Genomic DNA, 26,094 nt, shown 5'->3' on the forward strand with positions numbered 1-26,094 from the left:
GGCGCCTGTGCGCCTGTATGAGCTCGGGTCGCCAAACCCGGTCGCTGAATTTGCAGCGACGGCCAGAGAGTAACGTCCGTGTTTCGAAAGTGCAACTGCGCTGATAGCTTGCGGATTTTTCAGGTGCGGCATAAATTGTTCGGGCATGTAGATTGACCTCAACGCCTCCGGATCGCCCCCGGAGGCGTTTTCGTTTCAGGCAAGGGCTTCCCAGCGCAGGGAAAGAAGAGGCAGGAAGCCGCCGCTGAGCATGGAGCGGGCGTCTTCGTAAGCGTCGACCTGCTGGCCTTCGTCGACGACAACAGCCCCGGTCTTTTCGCAATGGAGGGATAGGGCGCACCAAGTGCCGTCGGCCCAGCTGAGCACGCTGACCACGCGACCTAATTTGTCCTGCTTGCTGCGATAGCGCTCGAGACGCTGCATAAGGCGAGGTGAAAAACCGATTTGACGCAGCACTGAAAACGGATGCATCAAAGCTTTCTCTGCGATTTTGCGATTCATGCGGCCACCTGATCACGCGCCTCAATGCGGCTGCGTGCCCATGCTTGGATTTCGGAAAGAACCCACGCCACTGGCGCTCCGCGTGCGGTGCTTGTGCTCAGTTTTACCGGTCGTGGAAAGCCACTCTTTGGGCACTGCATTAGCTTGTAAATAGTGGGGCGTGCCAAGCCAACGATAGCCATGACTTCGGATATTCTGATCAAGGTTGTCGCGGGGTCGCGATAAGGAATTTGGTTGATTGTTGACGTGCGGGAGTTAGACATAGTCGTGCCTGTAAGGTGAGAGACAGGCGCAGACTAAAAGACGAAAAAAAAGCAAACATGGTTTGCTTTTCGTCGGTACAGCGAAATTTTATCTAGGGAGAAATTTACCTTTTCTCAGGTATTTTCTAACGGTCGGGGCTGATGCCTTGCCCAGGTCGACTAGCGCTTTGACTAATTCAGTTTCCGTTATGTTGGGGTTGGAAGAGATTTGGCTTTTTGCCGCTTTGCTTATGTCGTCAAAAAGCTTCTTGGTGTTCTCTTGTTTGATTGTGCCTGGCTTGGCGTTAGCCTTTCCGGCCGCTTTGCCCTTTTCCGACGCTTTTGCGGCAAAAGCCTTTTCCAGCGCTCTTCGCAGAAAACCTGATGCGCTAAAGTCATTGCGCGAAATGTCAGCCCAGTCCGCTTGTTGATAAAGTGAAGCAAGCATCAAAATCTTGGAGGCCTCGCCATTGAAATCAGCAAACTCCTCTCGTGCCTCGATTTCGAAGTCGCTCTTTCGCTTTCGTTCTCTCTGAATGAGGAGGAGGTATTGTTTGGGGTCGGTCTGTCTGATCTGCTCCACCAGATCTAGATCCAGATCGTAGAGGGAGCGTTCTAGATCGAATAGCCAGTTCGCAAGGACTTCAACCGCCTGCACAGCTTGAATAAGCGCATAGGTCGCTACGAGTTGCGTGTCGCTTGCGGGATGATCAATGCCAAGGAAGCGGCGAACGACTCTGGGCAGTGAGGTTGGTTCGGAAAAGTAGAAATGCTCTTCAATAGGGTCGCGAAGTCGAAACATTGTCTTTGTCGCTGATTCAGCACAGTCAGCGTATTGGCCGTCCTCGAGCCAGAAAGATGTTGCATTGTGGATGCAGGTAAACGCATCACGGAAGTGCTCGGAGAATTGGCTGTATAGCGCCAACTCACGGACAGCGAGTTCGACCTCATCAAGATCCCAAAGCAGGCAGCCAACGTCTACCCCGGCAATCTCAAGCTCTAAAGCTTCGGTGCCAAGATTCCTGTTCATTAAGATACCCCTCGCCCCGTACTGTGCGTACTGCCCCAGCGAGGTGTATCTGGCAAAACAGCTGCCAGCAGGGGGCTTGTGGTTCGTTGACGGTTACACACGTCAGCAGCGTTACACGCGGAGTTTGTCGAGCTCGGATCCGGTGTAACTTTAAGAAAGTCTAATGTTTTCAACATGTTGGGTTGGATCGTTACACGAGTAACACCCGTTACACCTGTTTTAGAGATAGTCTGGGTAAGTGATCTCATACCGCCTTTCCAAACTGGGCTTGCACTACATTGCCAGCTGCGAGTCCATCAAGATGATCGGCATACCACTGCATCATCGTTACGCGTTGCTCAAGGTATTGGGCCTTGTTGTATACCCCTGAGATGCCTTCCTCTTTATGAGCCAGCTGCGCTTCAACATGCTCCTTCGGCCAGCCATGTTCTCGAAGCAACGTGCTTGCGGTGTGCCGAGTACCGTGTCCAACAAGGCGACCCTTGTAGCCGATGGTTGCAAATACTTTGTTGATTGTGTTTTCACTAATAGTTGGGTTCTTGGCTCCTACGCCGGGGAAAAGCCAGCGACTCCGTCCTGTTAAGCAGTGCAGATCCTTCAGAGCGGTAACAGCTTGATGGGGAAGGGGGCATACAAAATCCCGACGCATCTTCATCTTGGCAGCGGGTGTCGTCCAAATAGCTTTCTCAAGGTCGAACTCTTTCCACTCAGCCAAGCGGACCATGCCAGGGCGCGATGCTGTCCAGACACAAAGCCAAGCGGCGGTGCGGGCTGTCAGTCTGCTTGGTGTGTTTTTGAGTGCGTGGAGGAATTCAGCCAGCTCAGGTTCCAGCAGGTGTGGATGCTGCTGAGTCTTGGGGGCTTGGGCTGCAATGTCACGGAGGCGACTACCCGGATCGTTTTCGGTGAGCCCTAAGCCGATGGCTCGGCCGAAGATCTGATTGATCCAGGTGCGACACTTTTCCGCCACGTTGTGTGCGTTTCGCGCTTCGAGGGACGCCTGGAGGTCTGCGCAGTCGGTACGGGTGATTTCGTCGAGGGGCTTATCTCCCAATGCCGGGAGGATGTCCTTATCGAGGTAAGTGCGGATTTTGTTAAGAGTGGAGGGAGCGAGGCCCTTTTCTTCTTTGGCCTTAAGCCAAGCTTCCGCAGCAGCTCGGAAGGTCCTAGTCCTAGCAGCGTCAATGGCAGCTTTGGCAGAGCGTTTCTGTTCGAGAGGATCGGCCCCGCTGCTAACTACCTTGCGTAGTTCGGCAGCTTTGTCCCGCGCCAACGCACCACTCACTTCCGGGTAACCCCCTAGCCCCATCCAAGCCCAATTGCCCGCCGGACGCTTGTAGCGGAGCTGCCAGGATTTACCACCATCAGGTTTAACCCTGAAGTAGAGGCCGTTTCCGTCCAGCTCCCGGTATTCCTTTGATTCCGGCTCCAATCCCGCAAGTGTCGTGTCAGCGAGAGGGCGGCGCTTGATGTCTGCGCGCTTCATCCTTGTATCCCAAAGTTAGGTATTTTTCTCAGGATACAAGCAGGGATACAGGGATACAACGGATAAGGGGAGACAGGGGTAGTCAGGCAGGCACAAAAAAACCGGCCAAGTGGCCGGTTTCTTTGGGTCTGAGAGGCTGGTAGAGACTCTCAGATACTGCTATATGGTGCCCCGAGGGAGACTCGAACTCCCACTCCTTTCGAAAACGGATTTTGAATCCGCCGCGTCTACCAATTCCGCCATCAGGGCTCAATGGCGGCGAAGTATAGAGAGGTGATTACCGTTGGTCAATCACGTTTCATGGTCAATTTTTGATAATTCCGCTAGACTTTCCGGCCCTGCTAGACGAACCCCATCATGCGCGTTGCTGACTTTACCTTCGAGCTTCCTGATTCGCTGATTGCCCGCCACCCTCTGGCCGAGCGTCGCGGTAGTCGCCTGCTGACCCTTGATGGGCCGAGCGGCGCCCTTGCACACCGTCAATTCACTGATTTGCTTGAGCATTTGCGCCCGGGCGATTTGATGGTATTCAACAATACCCGGGTGATTCCGGCGCGGTTGTTCGGGCAGAAAGCCTCGGGCGGCAAGCTGGAAATCCTCATCGAACGCGTGCTCGATTCGCACCGCGTGCTGGCCCATGTGCGCTCCAGCAAGTCGCCGAAGCCGGGGTCGAAGATCCTTATCGATGGCGGTGGCGAAGCCGAGATGCTCGCGCGCCATGATGCGTTGTTCGAGCTGGGCTTCGCTGAAGAAGTGCTGCCGCTGCTCGATCGCGTCGGGCACATGCCGTTGCCTCCTTATATAGACCGCCCGGACGAAGGTTCGGATCGCGAGCGCTATCAGACCGTGTACGCCCAGCGCCTCGGCGCAGTGGCGGCGCCTACGGCGGGGCTGCATTTCGATCAGCCGCTGATGGAGGCGATTGCCGCCAAAGGCGTCGAGACCGCGTTCGTCACGCTGCACGTCGGTGCGGGGACGTTCCAGCCGGTACGCGTCGACAAGATCGAAGATCACCACATGCACAGCGAGTGGCTGGAAGTCGGCCAGGACGTGGTCGACGCCGTTGCCGCGTGCCGTGAGCGTGGCGGGCGGGTGATTGCCGTGGGCACCACCAGCGTGCGTTCGCTGGAAAGTGCCGCGCGCGATGGTGTGCTCAAGCCGTTCAGCGGTGACACCGACATCTTCATCTACCCGGGCCGGCCGTTCCATGTGGTCGACGCCTTGGTCACCAACTTCCATTTGCCGGAATCCACGCTGTTGATGCTGGTTTCGGCGTTCGCCGGTTATCCCGAAACCATGGCCGCCTATAAAGCCGCCGTCGACAACGGGTACCGCTTTTTCAGCTACGGTGATGCGATGTTCATCACCCGTAATCCCGCCCCGACTGCCCCTGAACACACAGGCCCAGAGGAAACAGAATGAGTCGCGAATGTCGCATGTCCTTTGAACTGCTTGCCACCGATGGCAAGGCTCGTCGTGGTCGGCTGACCTTCCCGCGTGGCACCGTCGAGACCCCGGCCTTCATGCCGGTGGGCACCTACGGCACGGTCAAGGGCATGTTGCCGCGTGACATCGTCGCCACCGGCGCGGAAATCATTCTGGGCAACACCTTCCACCTGTGGCTGCGCCCGGGCACCGAGGTGATCAAGGAGCACGGCGACCTGCACGATTTCATGCAGTGGAAAGGCCCGATCCTCACCGACTCCGGCGGTTTCCAGGTGTTCAGCCTGGGCGCGATGCGCAAGATCAAGGAGGAGGGTGTGACCTTCGCCTCCCCGGTCGACGGCTCGAAAGTGTTCATGGGCCCGGAAGAATCGATGCAGGTGCAGCGCGATCTCGGTTCCGACATCGTGATGATCTTCGACGAATGCACGCCGTACCCGGCCGACGAAGATGTCGCTCGCGTATCGATGGAGCTGTCGCTGCGTTGGGCCCAGCGCTCGAAAAATGCGCATGGCGACAACACCGCGGCGCTGTTCGGTATCGTTCAGGGCGGCATGCATCAGGATCTGCGCATGCGCTCGCTGGAAGGGCTGGACAAGATCGGCTTTGACGGCCTGGCCATCGGCGGTCTGTCGGTGGGCGAGCCCAAGCACGAGATGATCAAGGTGCTGGATTATCTGCCGGGCATGATGCCCGCTGACAAACCTCGTTACCTTATGGGCGTTGGCAAACCGGAAGATCTGGTTGAGGGTGTGCGCCGCGGTGTGGACATGTTCGATTGCGTGATGCCAACCCGTAATGCCCGCAATGGGCATCTGTTCATTGATACAGGCGTGCTGAAGATCCGTAACGCGTTCCATCGCCATGATGATTCGCCGCTGGATCCGACCTGCGATTGCTATACCTGCCAGAACTTCTCCCGCGCTTATCTGCATCACCTGGACAAGTGCGGCGAAATGCTCGGCAGCATGCTCAATACCATCCATAACTTGCGCCATTATCAGGTGCTGATGGCTGGTTTGCGCGAGGCTATTCAACAGGGTACATTGGCCGCCTTTGTCGATGCCTTCTACGCCAAACGCGGGCTCCCCGTTCCGCCTTTGGACTGAGTTTTCTGACCCCAAGATTCAACATTTGCAACTGGAGTGCTAAATGAGCTTTTTTATCTCTAATGCCATGGCTGACGCGGCTGCACCGGCTGCTGCGCCTATGGGCGGCGGCTTCGAGTGGATTTTCCTGGTCGGCTTCCTGGTCATCTTTTACCTGATGATCTGGCGTCCACAGGCCAAGCGCGCCAAAGAGCAGAAGAACCTGCTGAGCAGCCTGCAGAAGGGCGACGAAGTGGTCACCACCGGCGGCATTGCCGGCAAGATCACCAAAGTGGCCGATGACTTCGTGGTTCTGGAAGTTTCCGACACCGTGGAAATGAAGTTCCAGAAGGGCGCCATCGCCGCCACGCTGCCAAAAGGCACGCTGAAAGCGATCTAAGGTTCCAACTTCTACTCAATCGACGGGGCGCGCAAGGCGCCCCGCGTTCATAACGGGCGGCGTGATGCTGAACAAATATCCTCTGTGGAAATACATTCTGATCCTGGCGGTGCTGGCGATCGGTCTGATTTATTCCGCTCCCAATCTATACCCCGATGACCCGGCCATTCAGATCAGCGGCGCCAGCACGGCTCTGCAGGTCAATCAGGCCGATCTGGATCGCGTCAGCACCGCGCTGCGTGAATCCGGGATCAACGTCAAGGCAGCTTCGCTGGCCGCCAACGGCAAGGGCGGCCTGATCCGTCTGACCAAGGCTGAAGACCAGCTGCCGGCCAAAGACGTTGTGCGCAAGGCATTGGGTGATGACTACGTCGTCGCATTGAACCTGGCACAGACCACCCCGCAATGGCTGCGCAACCTCGGCGCGCACCCGATGAAGCTGGGTCTGGACTTGTCCGGTGGTGTGCACTTCCTGCTGGAAGTGGACATGGACAAAGCCCTCGACGCCCGCCTGAAAGTCTACGAAGGCGACGTCAAGAGCCTGCTGCGCAAAGAAAAACTGCGCTATCGCAGCCTGCCGCAACTGGGCGGCGCCATTCAGCTGGGCTTCAGCGATGCTGACTCCCGCGAACAGGCCCGTGCGCTGATCCGCAAGAACTTCAACGATTTCGACATTGTTCCGGCCGACCTCAACGGTCAACCGGTGCTGCGTCTGGCGATGACCCCGGCCAAGCTGGCGGAAATCCGTGAATACTCCATCAAGCAGAACTTGACCACGGTACGTAACCGCGTCAACGAGCTGGGTGTTGCCGAACCGATCGTTCAGCGTCAGGGCGCCAACCGCATCGTGGTTGAGCTGCCGGGCGTGCAGGACACTGCCGAAGCCAAGCGTATTCTCGGCAAGACCGCCAACCTCGAGTTCCGTCTGGCTGCAGAGCCGGGTGCTTCGAAAGCCACTTCCGAAACCTTCGAGTTCCGTGAGGGCAAGCGTCCTCCTGCGCAGATCGAGCGTGGCCTGATCATCACCGGTGACCAGGTGACTGACGCCAAGGCCGGTTTCGGCGAGCACGGCACGCCTGAAGTGAACATTCGTCTGGACGGTCACGGTGGCGAGCTGATGAGCCGCGCGACCCGTTCGAACGTCGGTCGCAGCATGGCGGTGATCTTCATCGAACAGCGTCCGGTGACCACTTACACCAAGCAGGTTGTCGACGGCGTCGAGAAAGACGTGCCAGTACAGACCTTCAAGGAAGAGAAGAAGATCATCAGCCTGGCGACCATTCAGTCGCCGCTGGGTGCGCAGTTCCGTATCACCGGCCTGAACGGCCAGGGCGAATCGTCCGAACTGGCGCTGTTGCTGCGTGCCGGTGGTCTGGCCGCTCCGATGTACTTCGCTGAAGAGCGCACAATCGGCCCGAGCCTGGGTGCTGACAACATCACCAAAGGTATTGATGCGTCGCTGTGGGGCATGCTGTTCGTCTCGCTGTTCATCATCGCCATCTACCGCTTCTTCGGCCTGATCGCCACCGTTGCGCTGGCGGTGAACATGGTGCTGCTGCTGGCGCTGATGTCGCTGCTGGGGGCAACGCTGACCCTGCCGGGTATCGCCGGTATCGTCTTGACCATGGGTATGGCGGTCGACGCCAACGTGCTGATCTTCTCGCGGATCCGTGAAGAGATCGCCGCCGGCATGACCGTGCAGCGTGCAATCAACGAAGGCTTCGGCCGGGCATTCACTGCGATTCTCGACGCCAACCTGACCACTCTGCTGGTCGGCGGCATCCTCTTCGCCATGGGCACCGGCCCGGTGAAGGGTTTCGCAGTGACCATGTCCCTCGGGATCTTTACCTCGATGTTCACGGCCATCATGGTGACCCGCGCAATGGTCAACCTGATCTTTGGCGGACGTGACTTCAAGAAGTTGTGGATTTAAGGGGCTGCCATGTTACGTACAATCAACTTCATGGGCGTTCGCAACTTCGCGTTCGGCGTCACAGTGTTTCTCACGTTGCTGGCTATTTTCAGCGTCGTCCACAAGGGCATGAACTGGGGCCTGGACTTCACCGGCGGTACGCTCATCGAGCTGACCTACGAGCGTCCGGCTGACGTCACCAAAGTGCGTGAGCAGTTGGCGACTTCGGGTTACCACGAAGCCATCGTGCAGAACTTCGGTGCGACCACCGACCTGCTGGTGCGCATGCCGGGTGAAGACCCGCAGCTGGGCCATCAGGTAGCAGACGCGTTGCAGAAAGTCGGCGGCGACAACCCGGCGACGGTCAAGCGCGTCGAGTTCGTCGGCCCGCAGGTCGGTGAAGAACTGCGCGACCAGGGCGGCCTCGGCATGCTGCTGGCGCTCGGCGGCATCCTGATCTACCTGGCTTTCCGCTTTCAGTGGAAATTCGCGGTCGGCGCCATCGTTTCGCTGATCCACGACGTGATCGTGACCATCGGTATCCTGTCGTTTTTCCAGATCACCTTCGACCTGACGGTGCTGGCGGCGGTACTGGCGATCATCGGTTACTCGCTGAACGACACCATTGTGGTATTCGACCGGGTTCGCGAGAACTTCCGTGTGCTGCGCAAGGCTTCGCTGATCGAGAACATCAACATCTCGACCACTCAGACCCTGCTGCGGACCATGGCAACGTCGATCTCCACCTTGCTGGCGATCGCTGCGCTGCTGTTCTTCGGTGGCGATAACCTGTTCGGCTTCTCCATCGCCTTGTTCATCGGTGTGCTGGCGGGTACCTACTCGTCGATCTACATCGCGAACGTGGTGCTGATCTGGCTGAACCTGAGCACCGAGGATCTGATTCCTCCGGCCAATACCGAGAAGGAAGTCGACGACCGTCCATAACGGCCATCCTTTCTCCGGCTGTCAGCCCAGAAAAGGCGCGAGTTGAACTCGCGCCTTTTTTTATGCTCCAAGGCTGGGAGAAGCGCGGGCGCGTCCCGCATGTGATGGTCAGGAGGTTCATGTGAACAAGTCGTTGCTGGTTGGTGCGGTATTGGGTGCTGTCGGTGTGACTGCCGGGGGTGCTGTTGCCACCTACAGCCTGGTTAAAAGCGGCCCTGAGTATGCGCAAGTACTGGCTGTAGAACCGGTCAAAACACAGATCAAGACTCCACGTGAAGTGTGCAAGGATGTTGCTGTAACCCGCCAGGCGCCGGTCAAGGATCAACACCAGATCCTCGGTACCGCGATTGGTGCGGTAGCGGGTGGTTTGCTGGGTAACCAGATCGGCGGCGGTACCGGCAAGAAGATTGCGACGGTTGCTGGCGCGGTCGGCGGTGGTTATGCCGGTAACAAGGTGCAGGAAGGCATGCAGAACCGTGACACCTACACCACCACCCAGACTCGCTGTAACACGGTGAATGACATCAGCGACAAGGTCGTCGGTTACGACGTGCGTTATTCGCTGGATGGCAAGGAAGGCAAAGTGCGGATGGATCGTGATCCGGGCAACCAGATTCCGGTCGACAAGGAAGGCAAGTTGATTCTGTCGCAGAATCAGCCGGGTCAGTAAGCACTACTGTTTAACAAGAAGCACCCTGCGGGGTGCTTTTTTGTGCTCGCAATTTTTGGCCGCGCCGTGCCCCTTTGTGGGAGCGAGCCTGCTCGCGAATGCATTCTGACAATCAACGTTGATGTCGGTTGAAACACCGCATTCGCGAGCAGGCTCGCTCCCACATGAAGATTTTGGTGATCTGAAGATCAAGTTACAGGCACAAAAAAAGCACCCCGAAGGGTGCTTTTTGCGTTTCGCAGGAAGCTTAGCGCTTCAGCGAAGCCGGCAGGTGCGGCTGGATCGCCGTCAGTACTGCCTTGAAGCATTTGGTGTTGCCGGCAACGATGTGGCCTTTTTCAAGGAAATCGTGACCGCCGGTGAAGTCGCTCACCAGGCCGCCGGCTTCTTGAATCAGCAGGGCGCCTGCAGCCATGTCCCACTCGGACAGGCCCGATTCCCAGAACGCATCGAAACGACCGGCAGCCACGTAGGCCAGGTCCAGGCTGGCGGAACCGGCGCGGCGGATACCGGCAGTCTGGCCAACCAAGGCACGGAACATGCCCAGGTAGTTGTCGAGGTTGTCCATCTGGTCGTCACGGAACGGGAAGCCAGTGCCCAGCAGGGCGCCTTCGAGGCTGGTGCGACCGCTGACGCGCAGACGACGACCGTTCAGTTGAGCGCCGCGACCACGGCTGGCGGTGAATTCTTCCTGGCGAACCGGATCCAGAACCACAGCGTGTTCCAGGCGACCACGGTATTTGCAGGCAATGCTGACAGCAAAGTGAGGAATGCCGCGCAGGAAGTTGGTGGTGCCGTCCAGTGGATCGATGATCCACAGGTACTCTTCGCCTTCGATGCCGTTACCGACGTGCATGCCGGTCTCTTCACCCTGGATCGAGTGATTCGGGTAAGCCTTGCGCAGAGCATCGATGATTTTCTGTTCGGCGGCGCGATCGACCTCGGATACATAATCCTTGGCGTCTTTTTCGTCGACCTTGATGGTATCCAGGCGCTCGATGGAGCGGAAGATCAGTTCACTGGCGCTGCGGGCGGCGCGCAGCGCGATATTCAGCATGGGCTGCATGGATGTGTCACCTAAGGTTGTTAAAGAAAGCCGCGCATTCTATCAGAACTTTTCTTCAGGTGAAGGTCGCTGTTCGCTTTCATAGCTTAACGGTAGGCTGTTCTGTAAGATTTGCACCCCTTTCCTGTGTCCGAGAGCGCCTCCCTTGCTGCAGAACATTCGTGTCGTCCTGGTCAATACCAGCCACCCCGGCAACATCGGCGGGGCCGCGCGCGCCATGAAAAACATGGGTCTGTCGCGGCTGGTGCTGGTCGAGCCGCGCCTGTTTCCGCATCACGAAGCCGATGCACGAGCTTCCGGTGCCGGTGACATCCTTGAAAATGCGCAGGTCGTCGCCACCTTGGAAGATGCCCTGGTCGGCTGCAATCTGGTGCTCGGCACCAGCGCCCGTGACCGGCGCATTCCCTGGCCGCTGCTCGATCCACGCGAATGCGGGAGCAAAGTGGTCGAGGAGGCCGGGCAGGGTGCGCAGATCGCGTTGGTGTTCGGTCGTGAAGACTCCGGCCTGACCAACGAGGAGCTGCAGCGATGTCACTTTCACGTACACATCCCCTCCGATCCTGAGTTCAGCTCGTTGAACCTCGGGGCGGCGGTGCAGGTGTTGAGCTACGAAGTGCGCATGGCCTGGCTGGCCGCTCAAGGGCAGCCGACCAAGATCGAGAAAGAAGAAGTGGCCTCGGTGAAAAGTGCCGAGCTCGCGACGATGGATGAGCTGGAGCGCTTTTATGAGCATCTGGAGCAGACGCTGGTTGCCATCGAGTTTCTTGATCCGGAAAAGCCGCGGCACTTGATGGCGCGCCTGCGCCGGTTGTACGGACGCAGCTCGGTCAGCCGGGCGGAAATGAATATTTTGCGTGGCATCCTCACGGAAACCCAGAAAGCGGCCCGTGGTGAGCTTCTTAAGCGGAAGGACTGAATGATGTTTGAGCGTTTGCGTGAAGATATCCAGAGCGTATTCCATCGAGACCCGGCGGCGCGTAACGCTTTTGAAGTCCTGACCTGCTACCCCGGCATGCATGCGATCTGGATTCATCGGCTGGCCGGGATGCTGTGGCGCCACGAGCTGAAATGGCTGGCGCGACTGGTGTCGAACTTCGGGCGCTGGCTGACCGGGATCGAGATTCATCCGGGGGCCAAGGTCGGTCGGCGCTTCTTTATTGATCACGGCATGGGCATCGTCATCGGTGAAACCGCCGAGATCGGCGATGACGTGACCATTTATCAGGGCGTGACCCTCGGTGGCACCAGCTGGAACAAGGGCAAGCGCCACCCGACGCTGGGTGACGGCGTTGTAGTGGGCGCCGGCGCCAAAGTGCTCGGGCCGTTCACGGTAGGGGCTGGCGCGAAAGTCGGCTCCAATGCAGTGGTCACCAAGGAAGTGCCGCCGGGCGCCACGGTGGTGGGGATTCCGGGGCGGATCATCGTCAAAACCGATGAAGAGCAGGACGCCAAGCGTAAGGCGATGGCGGAGAAGATCGGTTTTGACGCCTATGGCGTCAGCGAGGACATGCCTGACCCGGTGGCGCGTGCCATTGGTCAGTTGCTCGATCACCTGCAAGCGGTGGACGGACGACTGGAGGGCATGTGCGGCGCGCTGAAGGATCTGGGCAGTAATTACTGTGCGAAAGATCTGCCCGAGCTGCGCGAAGAAGATTTTGCCTGCGTCAAAGGCAAGGACGAATCCAAAGCGGGCTGACACGTCTATGTAGGAGCTGCCGAAGGCTGCGATCTTTTGATCTGATTAACAGCAAATCAAAAGATCGCAGCCTTCGGCAGCTCCTACACAGGCATGCGGCAACCGGTGTGCCATTAAGCCGCAGACCCTGCTATCATGCGCGCGCTCTTTTGCGGGTAAACCCGACTAAAGCACTAGGTCTTATAGTTGACTTAAATGCTCGGGAATTGCATACTCCCGCCAATTCCGAACTCCGTGGTAATTGTCCATGCGACTGACTACAAAAGGCCGATACGCCGTGACCGCCATGCTTGACCTGGCGTTGCACGCGCAGCACGGGCCGGTGTCCCTGGCCGATATCTCCGAGCGCCAAGGCATCTCCCTGTCCTATCTCGAACAGCTTTTCGCCAAGCTGCGCCGCAGTAACCTGGTTTCCAGTGTTCGCGGTCCTGGCGGTGGCTATCAGCTGTCGCGCGACATGCAGGGCATCCAGGTGGCGCAGGTGATCGATGCGGTCAACGAATCGGTTGATGCTACCAAGTGCCAGGGCCAAGGCGATTGCCATTCCGGCGACACCTGCCTGACCCATCACCTGTGGTGCGACCTGAGCCTGCAGATTCACGAATTTCTAAGTGGTATCAGCTTGGCTGATCTTGTAACTCGCCGTGAGGTGCAAGAGGTAGCCCAGCGTCAGGACCAGCGCCGTTGCAACAGCAAGGCGCCACGCCTGGACAAGATTGAAGCGTCCGCCGTCGAATGACAGCCGAAGAGCTAGCGGAACGCCAGCCCTGATTTAGGAGATAGTCCATGAAATTGCCGATTTACCTTGATTACTCTGCGACCACCCCGGTCGATCCGCGCGTTGCGCAAAAGATGAGTGAATGCCTGCTGGTCGACGGAAACTTCGGTAATCCGGCGTCCCGTTCCCACGTGTTCGGCTGGAAAGCTGAAGAGTCCGTCGAAAACGCCCGTCGTCAGGTGGCCGATCTGGTCAACGCCGACCCGCGTGAAATCGTCTGGACCTCTGGCGCTACCGAGTCCGATAACCTGGCTATCAAGGGTGCGGCACATTTCTACGCTTCCAAGGGCAAGCACCTGATCACCAGCAAGATCGAGCACAAGGCTGTTCTCGACACCATGCGCCAACTGGAGCGTGAAGGTTTCGAAGTCACCTACCTCGAGCCGACCGAAGACGGTCTGATCACTCCGGCGATGATCGAAGCGGCACTGCGCGAAGACACCATTCTGGTGTCGGTGATGCACGTGAACAACGAAATCGGCACCATCAACGACATCGCTGCCATTGGCGAACTGCTTCGTTCGAAGGGCGTCCTGTTCCACGTCGACGCGGCTCAGTCCACCGGCAAGGTCGAGATCGACCTGCAGAAGCTGAAAGTCGACATGATGTCGTTCTCCGCCCACAAAACCTACGGCCCTAAAGGCATCGGCGCGCTGTACGTCAGCCGCAAGCCGCGTGTGCGCATCGAAGCGACCATGCACGGCGGTGGTCATGAGCGTGGCATGCGTTCCGGCACCCTGGCGACCCACCAGATCGTCGGCATGGGCGAAGCGTTCCGTGTAGCCAAGGAAGACATGGCTGCCGAAAACGTGCGCATCAAAGCCCTGAGCGACCGCTTCTACAAGCAGGTCGAACATCTGGAAGAGCTGTACGTCAACGGCAGCCTGACCGCCCGCGTTCCGCACAACCTGAACCTGAGCTTCAACTACGTTGAAGGCGAGTCGCTGATCATGGCGCTCAAGGATCTGGCGGTATCGTCCGGTTCGGCCTGCACCTCGGCGTCCCTTGAGCCTTCGTACGTTCTGCGCGCCCTGGGCCGCAACGACGAACTGGCACACAGCTCGATCCGTTTCACCTTCGGCCGTTTCACCACCGAAGAAGAAATCGACTATGCCGCGCAGAAAGTCTGCGAGGCCGTTACCAAGCTGCGCGCCCTGTCGCCGCTGTGGGACATGTACAAAGACGGTGTCGACATTTCGAAAATCGAGTGGGCGGCACACTGATTTCAAGTCGCCGCGAACCGACCCTGCGGCCCAAGGTTGCAGGGTTTAAAGAGCGACTCTCTGATGAGTGAGGATTAAGCACCATGGCTTACAGTGAAAAGGTCATCGACCACTACGAAAACCCGCGCAACGTCGGCAAGATGAACGCGAAAGATCCGGATGTCGGCACCGGCATGGTCGGCGCTCCGGCGTGCGGCGACGTGATGCGTCTGCAGATCAAGGTCAACGATCAGGGCGTTATCGAAGACGCCAAGTTCAAGACCTACGGCTGCGGTTCGGCAATCGCTTCCAGCTCCCTGGCCACCGAGTGGATGAAGGGCAAGACGCTGGACGAAGCCGAGACCATCAAGAACACTCAGCTGGCCGAAGAACTGGCCCTGCCGCCAGTGAAAATCCACTGCTCGGTACTCGCTGAAGACGCTATCAAAGCGGCTGTTCGCGATTACAAGCAGAAGAAAGGCTTGATCTAAGCATTGCGCGACGAGTAAGGAGTCAACGATGGCTATCAGCATGACAGAAGCGGCTGCTCGACACGTGCGACGCTCCCTCGACGGGCGCGGCAAAGGTGAAGGGATTCGTCTGGGTGTTCGCACCACAGGCTGTTCCGGCCTTGCCTACGTGCTGGAGTTTGTCGACGAGGTGGTTGCCGAGGATCAGGTGTTCGAAAGTCACGGCGAGAAAGTGATCATCGACCCGAAAAGCCTGGCCTACCTGGACGGCACCGAGCTCGATTTCGTCAAGGAAGGGTTGAACGAAGGCTTCAAGTTCAACAATCCCAACGTACGCGGTGAATGTGGCTGCGGCGAAAGCTTCAACATCTGAGGCTTGTCGTGGGTATTCCTTGTCATTTCGCTTTATTCGAGCTGCAACCGAGCTTCCGCCTGGATCTCGAGCAGTTGGCCACGCGCTATCGTGAGTTGGCGCGCGGTGTTCATCCTGACCGCTTTGCCGACGCTTCCGAGCGCGAGCAGCGGTCGGCGCTCGAGCAGTCTGCGCGGCTCAATGATGCCTACCAGACGCTCAAGAGTCCTGCCCAGCGTGCACGTTACCTGCTGACCATCAGTGGGCATGAAGTGCCGATGGAAGTCACGGTGCATGATCCCGAGTTTCTCTTGCAGCAGATGCAGTGGCGCGAAGAGCTCGAAGACCTCCAGGACAGCGCCGACCTCGACGGTGTCGCGGTATTCAAGCGTCGCTTGAAAGTCGCTCAGGAACAGTTGAACGAAAGCTTCGCAGCCTGTTGGGATGATGCAGCGCAACGCGAACAGGCCGAACGCCTGATGCGGCGCATGCAGTTCCTCGACAAGCTCACCTACGAAGTGCGCCAGTTAGAAGAGCGCCTCGACGATTAACCCAGTGCCGCTCCGGTCGCACGCCTGATATACAGATAAGTCCTGATCACGATGGCCCTACTGCAGATCGCCGAACCCGGCCAAAGTCCTCAACCGCACCAGCGTCGTCTGGCTGTGGGGATCGACTTGGGCACTACCAATTCGCTGGTCGCTGCGTTGCGCAGTGGTCTTTCCGAACCACTGGCCGACGCTGACGGGCAGGTCATCCTGCCGTCCGCCGTGCGTTATCACGCCGACCGCGTCGAGGTTGGCGAGTCGGCCAAGCTGGCCGCATCCTCCGATCCCTTGAACACTGTGCTGTCGGTCAAGCGCCTGATGGGCCGTGGTCTGTCCGACGTCAAACAATTGGGCGAGCAACTGCCGTACCGCTTTGTCGGTGGCGAATCGCACATGCCGTTCATCGACACCGTGCAAGGCCCGAAAAGCCCGGTCGAAGTCTCCGCCGACATCCTCAAGGTGCTGCGTCAGCGTGCTGAAGCGACCCTGGGTGGCGAACTGGTCGGTGCGGTGATTACTGTTCCGGCGTATTTCGACGATGCTCAGCGTCAGGCCACCAAGGATGCGGCGAAACTCGCCGGTCTGAACGTGCTGCGCCTGCTCAACGAGCCGACCGCTGCCGCCGTGGCGTATGGTCTTGATCAGCATGCCGAAGGTCTGGTCGCAATCTACGACCTGGGCGGCGGAACCTTCGATATTTCGATTCTGCGTTTGACTGGCGGTGTATTCGAAGTGCTGGCCACCGGCGGCGACAGCGCGCTGGGCGGCGACGACTTCGATCACGCTATTGCTGGCTGGATCATCGAGAGCGCCGGCTTGTCCGCCGATCTCGACCCGGGCGCGCAACGCAATCTGCTGCAAACCGCCTGCGCGGCCAAAGAGGCCCTGACTGATGCGGCCAGCGTCGAAGTTGCCTACGGTGACTGGAAAGCGCAACTGACCCGCGAAGCCTTCGATGCGCTGATCGAGCCAATGGTTGCCCGCAGCCTGAAAGCCTGCCGCCGCGCCGTGCGTGATTCCGGTGTCGAACTGGAAGACGTGCATGCCGTGGTCATGGTCGGCGGTTCGACCCGCGTTCCACGTGTACGTGAAGCCGTTGCTGAAGCCTTCGGGCGTCAGCCATTGACCGAAATCGACCCGGATCAAGTGGTGGCCATCGGGGCTGCGATCCAGGCGGATACATTGGCTGGCAACAAGCGTGATGGTGGCGAACTGTTGCTGCTCGACGTGATTCCACTGTCCCTGGGGCTGGAAACCATGGGCGGGCTGATGGAGAAGGTGATTCCGCGCAACACCACCATTCCGGTGGCCCGCGCGCAGGACTTCACTACGTATAAAGACGGTCAGTCGGCCATGGCGATCCATGTGCTGCAGGGTGAGCGCGAGCTGATCAGCGACTGCCGCTCCCTGGCACGCTTCGAGTTGCGCGGCATTCCGGCGATGGTGGCTGGTGCGGCGAAGATTCGCGTGACCTTTCAGGTCGATGCCGATGGCCTGCTCAGCGTGTCTGCCCGCGAACTGGGTTCGGGCGTTGAGGCGAGCATTCAGGTCAAGCCGTCCTACGGTCTGACCGACGGTGAAATCGCCAAGATGCTCAAGGACTCGTTCCAGCACGCCAACGACGACAAGGTCGCCCGTGTCCTGCGCGAGCAGCAAGTCGATGCCCAGCGTCTGATCGAGGCGGTGCAGGGCGCTCTGGAGGCCGATGGCGAGCGCTTGCTCGACGCCGAAGAGCGCATGGTCATCGAGTTGCAGATGCAGGAACTGGCCGAACTGATGAAAGGCACCGATGGTTACGCCATCGAGCAACAGACCAAGCGTCTGTCGCAAGTGACCGATGCTTTTGCTGCCCGCCGCATGGATCTGACGGTGAAAGCCGCTCTGTCGGGGCGCAATCTGAATGAAATCGAGGATATCTGATGCCGCAGGTCATTTTTCTGCCCCACGAGAAGTTCTGCCCTGAAGGGATGGTCGTCGAGGCTGAGCCTGGCACTTCGATTCTCGAGCTGGCTCACGAGCACCACATCGAGATGGAAAGTGCCTGTGGCGGCGTCTGCGCCTGCACCACTTGCCACTGCATCATCCGCGAGGGTTTCGACTCGCTGGAAGAGGCCGACGAACTGGAAGAAGACTTCCTCGATCGCGCCTGGGGTCTGGAAGCGCAATCGCGCCTGGCCTGTCAGGCTATCGTTGGTGAAGAAGATCTCACCGTCGAGATCCCGAAATATTCGCTTAACCATGCGGCCGAAGCGCCGCACTGACTGGTAAGACTGTCATGAGCTACGGTTGGAATGATGTTCAACGCATTGCAGAAGAATTGGCCGAAGCCAAGCCGGGTGTAGACCCGTTCTCTGTCAATTTCGTCGATCTGCAGCAATGGATCAAAGAGCTGCCGGATTTTGACAACACCTCTGGCCGGGTCGGCGAGAAAGTGTTGGAAGCGGTTCAGACGCTCTGGGCTGAAGAATTGGACTGATCGTCCTCGCAGGTTAGGCAATACCCAAGAACCCGCGTATAATTCGCGGGTTTAATTTTTCGCAAATTACTGTTTCTGGAGTTACACCATGGCTGTTCAACGTACTTTCTCCATCATCAAGCCTGACGCCGTTGCTAAAGGCGCTGCCGGCGAAATCGTTACCCGTTTCGAAAAGGCTGGTCTGAAAGTGGTTGCTTCGAAAATGAAGCAGCTGTCCAAAGCCGAAGCTGAAGGCTTCTACGCTGAGCACAAAGAGCGCGGTTTCTTCGGTGACCTGGTTGCTTTCATGATCTCCGGTCCAGTGGTTGTCCAGGTTCTGGAAGGCGAAAACGCTATCGCTCGCAACCGTGAGCTGATGGGCGCTACCAACCCTAAAGAAGCGGCTGCCGGCACCATCCGTGCTGACTTCGCCGAGTCGATCGACGCCAACGCGGTTCACGGTTCGGACTCCGAAGCCGCTGCTGCTCGCGAAATCTCGTACTTCTTCGCAGCTACTGAAGTAACCACTCGCTAAGCATTGCTTAAAGAGTGAAGGTGAATCCATGACGACATCGACTGTGAAAACAAACCTGCTGGGTCTGACCCAGCCGGAAATGGAAAAATTCTTCGACTCAATCGGGGAGAAGCGTTTCCGTGCCGGTCAGGTAATGAAATGGATTCACCATTTTGGCGTCGATGATTTCGACGCCATGACGAACGTCAGCAAGGCCTTGCGCGAAAAGCTCAAGGCTGTTGCTGAGGTCCGTGGTCCCGAAGTGGTCAGCGAGGACATTTCCAGCGACGGCACCCGCAAGTGGGTGGTGCGCGTGGCGTCCGGCAGCTGTGTCGAGACCGTGTACATTCCCCAGGGCAAACGCGGCACTCTGTGCGTTTCGTCCCAGGCAGGCTGTGCCCTGGACTGCAGTTTCTGCTCCACCGGCAAGCAAGGCTTCAACAGCAACCTCACCGCCGCCGAAGTCATCGGTCAGGTGTGGATTGCCAACAAATCCTTCGGCAGTGTTCCGGCTACCATCGACCGCGCCATCACCAACGTGGTGATGATGGGCATGGGCGAACCGCTGCTGAACTTCGACAACGTCGTGGCCGCCATGCATCTGATGATGGATGACCTGGGCTACGGGATCTCCAAGCGCCGCGTGACCCTGTCCACTTCGGGCGTGGTGCCGATGATCGATGAGCTGGCCAAGCACATCGACGTCTCCCTGGCGTTGTCCCTGCACGCACCGAATGACGCATTGCGTAACCAATTGGTGCCGATCAACAAGAAATATCCGCTTAAGATGCTGCTCGAGTCGTGCCAGCGCTACATGTCCGCCCTGGGCGAGAAACGTGTGCTGACCATCGAGTACACCTTGCTCAAGGACGTCAATGACAAGCTTGAGCACGCGGTGGAAATGATCGAGTTGCTCAAAGACATTCCGTGCAAGATCAACCTGATTCCGTTCAACCCGTTCCCGCACTCCGGTTACGAGCGGCCGAGCAACAATGCCATTCGTCGGTTCCAGGATCAGTTGCATCAGGCCGGCTTTAACGTCACTGTCCGCACCACCCGTGGTGAAGACATCGACGCCGCATGTGGTCAATTGGTAGGGCAGGTGCTGGATCGCACCCGTCGCAGCGAACGTTACATCGCCGTGCGCGAGTTGAGCGCCGACAGCGATATGGCACAGAACGCCGCGAACACTAACTAAGAGAGGATCTCTATGTCCCTGCGCTTTGCGCTGCTGTTGCTGATGGCCAGCCTGTGTGCTGGTTGTGTCCTGTCGGGTGACTACAACCCGATGAAGACCAGCAAGGGCCGCGACGAAGCGCGTGCCGCCTACGTGCAGCTGGGACTGGGATACTTGCAGCAAGGGATGACCGAGCGCGCCAAGGTGCCGCTGAAGAAGGCGCTGGAGCTGGACGGCTCCGATCCTGATGCCAATGCTGCCCTCGGGCTGGTGTTTCAGGCCGAAATGGAGCCGAAACTGGCCGATGAGCATTTCCGCAAAGCCCTGTCCTCGCGTCCCGCCGATGCACGTATCCTCAATAACTACGGCAGTTTTCTCTACGAAGAACAGCGTTACAAGGAAGCCTACGAGCGATTTGAGCAGGCAGCCGCCGATACCCTGTATCCTGAGCGTTCGCGGGTTTTCGAGAACCTCGGCATGACCGCCTCGAAGCTCGGGCAGCGGGATCTGGCGCAGCAGCAACTGGAAAAAGCCCTGCGGCTGAACCGTCAACAACCGCGCGCTTTGCTGGAAATGGCTGAGTTGTCCTTCGAAGACAGGCATTATGTGCCCGCGCGTGACTATTACGACCGTTTCAGCCTGCTAACCGAGCAAAATGCACGTAGTCTATTGCTCGGCGTTCGGCTGGCAAAAGTGTTTGAAGATCGCGACAAGGCCGCCAGTTACGGCCTGCAATTAAAACGACTCTATCCCGGTACGCCGGAATATCAGCAATACCTGTCGGAGCAATGATGAAAGCGGCGCATCCCGAAGTTGTAGCAGCGACTCGCGTTAATCCCGGTGAGACCTTGCGCCAGGCACGCGAAAGCAATGGCTGGTCGCTGGCCGAAGTGGCCCTCAAGCTCAACCTCACCGTGACTTCCCTGAGCAATCTTGAGGCTGGCGCTTTCGACAAGCTGCCGGGGCATACTTTCGCTCGTGGCTACATTCGCGCTTATGCCAAATTGCTCGGCATGGACCAGACCGTTCTGGTCCAGCAGTTCGACCAGTCCACCGGCACTGACTCACAAGGCAGCAATGTGCATGCACTGGGTCGTATTGAAGAGCCGGTGCGGGTATCCCACACCATTTTGCGGATCGTCAGCCTGCTGTTGCTGATTGCGGTCATCGGCGGCGGTTTCGTCTGGTGGCAGGATCAGACCTCGCTGCGCACCAAGGATTTGACCAGCCTCGCCCCGGAGCACGTTGAAGTCGAAGGCGCCGACGGCACCACGCAGATTCACCCGATCGACGAGCCGGAAGACCAGGCCGTGGCCGAAGGTCAGTCCGAGGGCGCGACCGCTCTGGCGCTGCCACAGTCGGAAACCACCGCTGAATCGACCGGTGCCGAGCCTGCCGCTCCGGCCGCGGCTCCAGCAGCACCGGCCGTAACGCCAGCCGCCCCGACTCATACTCCGGCCCCGGTGGTCGCCACTCCGGCTACACCTGCACCGAACGTTCCGGCTGCTCCGGCACCGACCGTGACTGCGCCAGTGGTTGCGGCCACTCCAGCGCCAACCGCAGAAGCGGCTGCTCCGGCGGCCGGCGATGGCCAGGTACAATTGCAGTTCACCGCCGATTGCTGGGCACAGGTCACCGACGGTCGCGGCAAGGTGCTGTTCAGCGGTCTGAAACACAAAGGCGACAGCGTCTCGGTTTCCGGCAAGCCGCCACTGGCGGTACGCCTGGGTGTGGCTCGTGCCGCACAGGTCAGCTACAACGGCCAACCGGTCGATATCGCTCCGTTCACCAGTGGCGAGACTGCTCGCCTGAAGTTGGGTCAATAAGTCATGCACGGCGAATCTCCAATCAAACGTCGCGTTTCGCGCAAGATCTGGGTCGGTAACGTGCCTGTTGGCGGCGATGCGCCCATCGCTGTGCAGAGCATGACCAACAGCGACACCAATGATGTGGCGGCCACCGTTGCCCAGATCAATCGTCTGGAAGCGGCTGGCGTCGACATCGTCCGCGTTTCGGTGCCGGACATGGACGCCGCCGAGGCGTTTGGCAAGATCAAGCAACTGGTCAAGGTGCCGCTGGTTGCCGACATCCACTTCGACTACAAGATCGCGCTGCGCGTCGCCGAACTGGGTGTTGACTGCCTGCGCATCAACCCGGGCAACATCGGTCGTGAAGACCGTGTGCGCGCGGTGGTCGATGCCGCCCGTGACCGCGGGATTCCAATCCGCATCGGCGTCAACGCCGGTTCCCTGGAAAAAGACCTGCAGAAGAAATACGGCGAACCGACTCCGGCTGCACTGGTCGAGTCCGCGCTGCGTCACGTCGAGCACCTCGAACGCCTGAATTTCCAGGATTTCAAGGTCAGCGTGAAAGCCTCCGACGTGTTCATGGCCGTTGAAGCCTACCGTCTGCTGGCCAAGGAAATCGTCCAGCCGCTGCACCTGGGCATTACTGAAGCCGGTGGTTTGCGTTCGGGCACAGTGAAATCCGCCGTGGGCCTAGGTATGCTGCTCGCCGAGGGGATTGGCGATACTATCCGCATCTCGCTGGCGGCTGATCCGGTCGAGGAAGTGAAGGTCGGTTACGACATTCTCAAGTCTCTGCATCTGCGTTCCCGTGGCATCAACTTCATCGCCTGCCCGAGCTGCTCGCGGCAGAACTTCGATGTGGTCAAGACCATGAACGAGCTGGAAGGGCGCCTTGAAGACCTGCTGGTGCCGCTGGATGTCGCGGTGATCGGTTGCGTGGTCAACGGCCCCGGCGAAGCCAAGGAAGCCCATATCGGCTTGACCGGCGGCACGCCAAACCTGATTTACATCGACGGCAAGCCGTCGCAGAAACTGACGAATGACAATCTGGTGGACGAGCTGGAAAAGCTGATCCGCGAGAAAGCGGCCGAGAAGGTCGAAGCTGACGCAGCGGTCATCGCGCGCGGCTGACCTGACTGAAGTGCCGAACGAATTTAAGGATTTAAAGTGAGCAAGTCTCTGCAAGCCATTCGTGGCATGAACGACATCCTGCCCGAACAGACCCCGCTGTGGCGTTATTTCGAGGGTACAGTCGCGCGTCTGCTGGATAACTACGGTTACAAGCAGATCCGCATGCCAATCGTTGAATTCACCGAGCTGTTCAAGCGCTCGATCGGTGAAGTGACCGACATCGTCGAAAAAGAGATGTACACCTTCGAAGATCGCAACGGCGACTCCCTGACCCTGCGTCCGGAAGGCACCGCAGCGTGTGTGCGTGCGGTGCTCGAGCACGGCATCACCGGCGGTGGCCAGGTGCAGAAACTCTGGTACATCGGCCCGATGTTCCGTCACGAGCGTCCGCAGAAAGGCCGTTATCGCCAGTTCCACCAGATCGGTCTGGAAGTGTTCAACCTCGACGGCCCGGACATCGATGCCGAGCTGATCATCATGACCTGGCGCCTGTGGGGCGAGCTGGGTATCCGTGATGCGGTCAAGCTCGAACTCAACAGCCTGGGCACCAGCGAGTCCCGTGGTCGCTATCGTGAAGCGCTGGTCGAGTACCTCTCGGCGCACCACGACAAGCTCGACGAAGACAGCCAGCGTCGCCTGAAAACCAACCCGCTGCGCGTGCTCGACACCAAAAATGCCGACACTCAGGCGGTATTGGTCGATGCGCCGAAAATGGCCGACTACCTGGACGACGAGTCCCGTGCGCACTTCGAAGGTCTGAAGGCGCGTCTGGACGCGGTTGGCATCCCGTACGTGCTCAACCCGAAACTGGTGCGCGGCCTCGATTACTACAGCAAAACCGTATTCGAATGGGTCACCGACAAGCTCGGCGCCCAGGGCACTGTCTGCGCGGGCGGTCGTTACGACGGTCTGGTCGAGCAGATGGGCGGCAAGCCGACCGCTGGCGTCGGTTTTGCCATGGGCATCGAGCGTCTGGTGTTGATGCTCGAAACCCTGGAGCAGATCCCGGAAGAAATCTCCCGTCAGGTCGACGTCTACCTCTGCGCCTTTGGCGAGCAGGCCGAACTGGCCGGTCTGGCCCTGGCCGAGCGGGTGCGTGACCAGCTTCCAAACCTGCGTCTGCAAGTCAATGCCGGCGCCGGCAGCTTCAAAAGCCAGTTCAAGAAAGCCGACAAGAGCGGTGCGCTGTATGCACTGATCCTGGGTGACGACGAAATGGCCCAGCAAGTGGTAGGTTTCAAACCCCTGCGTGGCCAGGGCGAACAACAAAGCATTGCCTGGGATGCGCTTGCCGCTCACCTGGCCACCTGCGTCGTGCAGGGTTGAAGCTGTCCAAACAGCCGATTTAGCGATTAAGGAGTATTGGGGTGTCGAGTACCGAAGACGAACAGTTGGCGGATTTGAAGGACTGGTGGACACGCAACGGCAAACCTCTGGTCACCGGCGGCCTGTTGGCGCTGGTCATCGTGTTCGGCTGGCAGGCTTATCACAAGTATCAGAGCAACCAGTCGCAAGGCGCCTCGGTGCTCTATCAGCAACTGCTGGAAACCACGCTGACCCCGGATGGCAAGCCTGACGCTGCACGCGTTGCGGACCTGGCCGGCAAGCTCAACAGCGAATTCGGCGGCACCGCGTACGCGCAGTACGGCAGCCTGTTCGTGGCCAAGGTAGCGGTCGACAGCGGCAAGCTGGACGACGCCGCCACCGAGCTCAAGGCCATCGTTGCCAAACCGGCCAACCCGGCGCTGGGCGAAATCGCCCGTCAACGTCTGGCTCAGGTGCTGGGTGCGCAGAACAAGGCTGATGAAGCTCTGAAGCTGCTCGACGGCGATGCCGATAAGGCGTTCCTGGCCACTCGCGAAGAACTCAAGGGTGACTTGCTGGTTCAGTTGGGTCGTACCGACGAGGCGAACACCGCGTATCAAAAAGCCAAGGCGGCACTGTCGGATGAAGCGGCAGTCGGTGGCCTTCAAATAAAGCTCGACGACCTGGCCAAAGGGGATGCGTGACGTGATCCGTTGGAAGCATGCAGCATTGCTGGCTCTGGCCATTCTGGCCGCGGGTTGCAGCAGCAACAGCAAAAAAGAACTGCCACCGGCCGAGCTGACCGACTTCAAAGAAGAAGTGGTTCTGCAAAAGCAGTGGAGCCGTTCGATCGGTGACGGTCAGGGCGAAACCTACAACATGCTGGTTCCGGCGATCGATGGTGACACCATCTACGCGGCCGATGTGACCGGCATTGTTATGGCCATGGATCGCGGCAATGGCGACGTGAAGTGGAAAAAAGATCTTGAACTGCCTGTTTCCGGCGCCGTTGGCGTGGGTTACGGTCTGGTCACGATCGGTACCCTCAAGGGTGAAATCGTTGCCCTCGACGCCATCAACGGCGAAGAGAAGTGGCGCGCCCGGGTTTCCAGCGAAGTCCTCGCGCCGCCGGCCAACAACGGTGACGTTGTCGTGGTGCAGACTCAGGACGATCGTCTGATCGGCCTGGACGCTGCCACTGGCAACCGTCGCTGGACCTATGACAGCACTCCTGCGGTATTGACCCTGCGCGGCACCAGCGCACCCGTCGTGACCAATCGCCTCGCGGTGGCTGGCCTGTCGACCGGTAAAGTGGTTGCCCTGGACATTTCCAACGGCGTGCCGGTCTGGGAGCAGCGCGTTGCGATTCCAACCGGTCGTTCGGAACTGGAACGCGTGGTCGATATCGACGGCGGTCTGCTGCTGTCCGGTGAAACCCTTTACGTCGCCAGCTATCAGGGCCGCGTCGCGGCACTCGATCTGCAAAGTGGCCGTCAACTCTGGCAGCGCGATGCATCGAGCTACGCCGGTGTTGCCCAGGGTTTCGGCAACGTTTACGTGAGCCTGTCTTCGGGCACCGTTGAAGGCGTTGACGAGCGTTCGACCACTGCACTGTGGAGCAACGACTCGCTGGCTCGCCGCCAGCTGTCGGCTCCGGAAGTGTTCTCCAGTTACGTAGCCGTCGGTGACCTGGAAGGTTACCTGCACCTGTTGAGCCAGGTGGACGGTCGTTTTGTGGGTCGTGAGCGCATCGACAGTGACGGCCTGCGTGCCCGTCCGCTGGTGGTGGGCAACACGATCTATGTGTATGGCAACAGCGGCAAACTGGAAGCCCTGACCATCAAGTAACAACTATGCTTGGGGTTAACCCCCAAG

The 26,094-nt window shown here is 59.0% G+C and carries 29 protein-coding genes and 1 tRNA gene; 24 read left to right on the plus strand and 6 right to left on the minus strand.

Annotation, left to right across the window (positions count from 1 at the left end; genetic code table 11):
* Positions 1–195: 195 nt before the first annotated feature.
* The 5 genes from ACM6HV_RS16945 to ACM6HV_RS16965 all read right to left on the minus strand — a co-directional run bounded on the left by ACM6HV_RS16945 (position 196) and on the right by ACM6HV_RS16965 (position 3,508).
* The gene (locus ACM6HV_RS16945; RefSeq protein WP_264365736.1) at positions 196–501 is read right to left on the minus strand and encodes a hypothetical protein; all 306 of its coding nucleotides are present in this window, start codon (positions 499–501) and stop codon (positions 196–198) included.
* A complete protein-coding gene (locus tag ACM6HV_RS16950; protein ID WP_414904816.1) occupies positions 498–764 on the minus strand; it encodes a helix-turn-helix transcriptional regulator in 267 nt (88 codons plus the stop codon). The genes ACM6HV_RS16945 and ACM6HV_RS16950 overlap by 4 nt, the downstream gene beginning before the upstream one ends.
* Positions 765–852: 88 nt before the next feature.
* Entirely contained in the window at positions 853–1,773 is a 921-nt protein-coding gene (locus tag ACM6HV_RS16955) for a hypothetical protein (protein WP_414904817.1), read from the minus strand.
* 244 nt (positions 1,774–2,017) lie between these two features.
* Positions 2,018–3,259 (minus strand): tyrosine-type recombinase/integrase, encoded by a 1,242-nt coding sequence (locus tag ACM6HV_RS16960; protein WP_414904818.1) that lies wholly within the window; start codon positions 3,257–3,259, stop codon positions 2,018–2,020.
* A gap of 164 nt (positions 3,260–3,423) precedes the next feature.
* Positions 3,424–3,508 (minus strand) — tRNA-Leu (locus ACM6HV_RS16965).
* Positions 3,509–3,616: 108 nt separating this feature from the next.
* Between ACM6HV_RS16965 and queA the strand changes: the two genes are divergently transcribed.
* The 6 genes from queA (at position 3,617) to ACM6HV_RS16995 (ending at position 9,717) form a co-directional block, all read left to right on the plus strand.
* Positions 3,617–4,681: a tRNA preQ1(34) S-adenosylmethionine ribosyltransferase-isomerase QueA gene (gene queA, locus ACM6HV_RS16970; protein WP_007964414.1), complete on the plus strand. Its 1,065-nt coding sequence runs from the start codon at positions 3,617–3,619 to the stop codon at positions 4,679–4,681.
* A 14-nt stretch (positions 4,682–4,695) separates the two neighbouring features.
* A complete protein-coding gene (gene tgt / locus ACM6HV_RS16975; protein WP_161794909.1) occupies positions 4,696–5,811 on the plus strand; it encodes a tRNA guanosine(34) transglycosylase Tgt in 1,116 nt (371 codons plus the stop codon).
* A 43-nt stretch (positions 5,812–5,854) separates the two neighbouring features.
* Complete coding sequence (gene yajC, locus ACM6HV_RS16980) at positions 5,855–6,190, plus strand: preprotein translocase subunit YajC (protein ID WP_007956696.1); 336 nt, start codon at positions 5,855–5,857, stop codon at positions 6,188–6,190.
* A gap of 64 nt (positions 6,191–6,254) precedes the next feature.
* Positions 6,255–8,123 (plus strand): protein translocase subunit SecD, encoded by a 1,869-nt coding sequence (gene secD, locus ACM6HV_RS16985; RefSeq protein ID WP_041071804.1) that lies wholly within the window; start codon positions 6,255–6,257, stop codon positions 8,121–8,123.
* A 9-nt stretch (positions 8,124–8,132) separates the two neighbouring features.
* On the plus strand, positions 8,133–9,047 hold the full coding sequence (gene secF, locus ACM6HV_RS16990) for a protein translocase subunit SecF (protein WP_086791704.1): 915 nt from the start codon (positions 8,133–8,135) through the stop codon (positions 9,045–9,047).
* 121 nt (positions 9,048–9,168) lie between these two features.
* A complete protein-coding gene (locus ACM6HV_RS16995) occupies positions 9,169–9,717 on the plus strand; it encodes a glycine zipper 2TM domain-containing protein (protein WP_041071808.1) in 549 nt (182 codons plus the stop codon).
* Between the two features lie 247 nt (positions 9,718–9,964).
* On the opposite strand, the gene suhB is transcribed toward ACM6HV_RS16995, so the two are convergent.
* Positions 9,965–10,783: an inositol-phosphate phosphatase gene (gene suhB, locus ACM6HV_RS17000; RefSeq protein ID WP_007964419.1), complete on the minus strand. Its 819-nt coding sequence runs from the start codon at positions 10,781–10,783 to the stop codon at positions 9,965–9,967.
* Positions 10,784–10,928: 145 nt separating this feature from the next.
* On the opposite strand from suhB, the gene trmJ reads away from it, so the two are divergent.
* From trmJ to bamB, 18 genes are all read left to right on the plus strand, one after another.
* The gene (trmJ, locus tag ACM6HV_RS17005) at positions 10,929–11,699 is read left to right on the plus strand and encodes a tRNA (cytosine(32)/uridine(32)-2'-O)-methyltransferase TrmJ (protein WP_027612138.1); all 771 of its coding nucleotides are present in this window, start codon (positions 10,929–10,931) and stop codon (positions 11,697–11,699) included.
* Positions 11,700–11,702: 3 nt separating this feature from the next.
* Positions 11,703–12,479 (plus strand): serine O-acetyltransferase, encoded by a 777-nt coding sequence (gene cysE, locus ACM6HV_RS17010; RefSeq protein ID WP_145594833.1) that lies wholly within the window; start codon positions 11,703–11,705, stop codon positions 12,477–12,479.
* 247 nt (positions 12,480–12,726) lie between these two features.
* Positions 12,727–13,218, plus strand: coding sequence for a Fe-S cluster assembly transcriptional regulator IscR (iscR, locus tag ACM6HV_RS17015; protein WP_003227911.1), 492 nt, complete (start codon positions 12,727–12,729; stop codon positions 13,216–13,218).
* Positions 13,219–13,265: 47 nt separating this feature from the next.
* On the plus strand, positions 13,266–14,480 hold the full coding sequence (locus ACM6HV_RS17020) for an IscS subfamily cysteine desulfurase (protein WP_041071812.1): 1,215 nt from the start codon (positions 13,266–13,268) through the stop codon (positions 14,478–14,480).
* An 83-nt stretch (positions 14,481–14,563) separates the two neighbouring features.
* On the plus strand, positions 14,564–14,950 hold the full coding sequence (gene iscU, locus ACM6HV_RS17025; RefSeq protein WP_414904819.1) for a Fe-S cluster assembly scaffold IscU: 387 nt from the start codon (positions 14,564–14,566) through the stop codon (positions 14,948–14,950).
* Between the two features lie 28 nt (positions 14,951–14,978).
* The gene (iscA, locus tag ACM6HV_RS17030; protein ID WP_003227904.1) at positions 14,979–15,302 is read left to right on the plus strand and encodes an iron-sulfur cluster assembly protein IscA; all 324 of its coding nucleotides are present in this window, start codon (positions 14,979–14,981) and stop codon (positions 15,300–15,302) included.
* 8 nt (positions 15,303–15,310) lie between these two features.
* Positions 15,311–15,832, plus strand: a complete 522-nt coding sequence (hscB, locus tag ACM6HV_RS17035) for a co-chaperone HscB (RefSeq protein WP_003227901.1) — start codon at positions 15,311–15,313, stop codon at positions 15,830–15,832.
* A gap of 51 nt (positions 15,833–15,883) precedes the next feature.
* Entirely contained in the window at positions 15,884–17,749 is a 1,866-nt protein-coding gene (gene hscA / locus ACM6HV_RS17040; protein WP_414904820.1) for a Fe-S protein assembly chaperone HscA, read from the plus strand.
* Positions 17,749–18,090, plus strand: coding sequence for an ISC system 2Fe-2S type ferredoxin (gene fdx, locus ACM6HV_RS17045; protein WP_041071821.1), 342 nt, complete (start codon positions 17,749–17,751; stop codon positions 18,088–18,090). The genes hscA and fdx overlap by 1 nt, the downstream gene beginning before the upstream one ends.
* A gap of 14 nt (positions 18,091–18,104) precedes the next feature.
* Complete coding sequence (gene iscX / locus ACM6HV_RS17050; RefSeq protein ID WP_008084655.1) at positions 18,105–18,305, plus strand: Fe-S cluster assembly protein IscX; 201 nt, start codon at positions 18,105–18,107, stop codon at positions 18,303–18,305.
* A gap of 88 nt (positions 18,306–18,393) precedes the next feature.
* The gene (gene ndk, locus ACM6HV_RS17055) at positions 18,394–18,819 is read left to right on the plus strand and encodes a nucleoside-diphosphate kinase (protein WP_003227894.1); all 426 of its coding nucleotides are present in this window, start codon (positions 18,394–18,396) and stop codon (positions 18,817–18,819) included.
* Positions 18,820–18,847: 28 nt separating this feature from the next.
* The gene (gene rlmN, locus ACM6HV_RS17060) at positions 18,848–19,996 is read left to right on the plus strand and encodes a 23S rRNA (adenine(2503)-C(2))-methyltransferase RlmN (RefSeq protein ID WP_086791708.1); all 1,149 of its coding nucleotides are present in this window, start codon (positions 18,848–18,850) and stop codon (positions 19,994–19,996) included.
* Between the two features lie 12 nt (positions 19,997–20,008).
* Positions 20,009–20,767, plus strand: coding sequence for a type IV pilus biogenesis/stability protein PilW (pilW, locus tag ACM6HV_RS17065; RefSeq protein ID WP_086791709.1), 759 nt, complete (start codon positions 20,009–20,011; stop codon positions 20,765–20,767).
* On the plus strand, positions 20,767–21,801 hold the full coding sequence (locus ACM6HV_RS17070) for a RodZ domain-containing protein (protein WP_414904821.1): 1,035 nt from the start codon (positions 20,767–20,769) through the stop codon (positions 21,799–21,801). Before pilW ends, ACM6HV_RS17070 begins: the two co-directional genes overlap by 1 nt.
* A gap of 3 nt (positions 21,802–21,804) precedes the next feature.
* On the plus strand, positions 21,805–22,914 hold the full coding sequence (ispG, locus tag ACM6HV_RS17075; protein ID WP_025109215.1) for a flavodoxin-dependent (E)-4-hydroxy-3-methylbut-2-enyl-diphosphate synthase: 1,110 nt from the start codon (positions 21,805–21,807) through the stop codon (positions 22,912–22,914).
* A 36-nt stretch (positions 22,915–22,950) separates the two neighbouring features.
* Complete coding sequence (gene hisS / locus ACM6HV_RS17080; RefSeq protein ID WP_003227887.1) at positions 22,951–24,240, plus strand: histidine--tRNA ligase; 1,290 nt, start codon at positions 22,951–22,953, stop codon at positions 24,238–24,240.
* 41 nt (positions 24,241–24,281) lie between these two features.
* The gene (locus ACM6HV_RS17085; RefSeq protein WP_003227886.1) at positions 24,282–24,923 is read left to right on the plus strand and encodes a tetratricopeptide repeat protein; all 642 of its coding nucleotides are present in this window, start codon (positions 24,282–24,284) and stop codon (positions 24,921–24,923) included.
* Positions 24,916–26,067 carry an outer membrane protein assembly factor BamB gene (gene bamB / locus ACM6HV_RS17090; RefSeq protein WP_198759831.1) on the plus strand — a complete coding sequence of 384 codons (1,152 nt, stop codon included), beginning with the start codon at positions 24,916–24,918 and terminating at the stop codon, positions 26,065–26,067. Before ACM6HV_RS17085 ends, bamB begins: the two co-directional genes overlap by 8 nt.
* Positions 26,068–26,094 lie beyond the last annotated feature (27 nt).

The organism is Pseudomonas sp. IT-P260 (assembly GCF_949768395.1).
Taxonomy (GTDB): domain Bacteria; phylum Pseudomonadota; class Gammaproteobacteria; order Pseudomonadales; family Pseudomonadaceae; genus Aquipseudomonas; species Aquipseudomonas parakoreensis.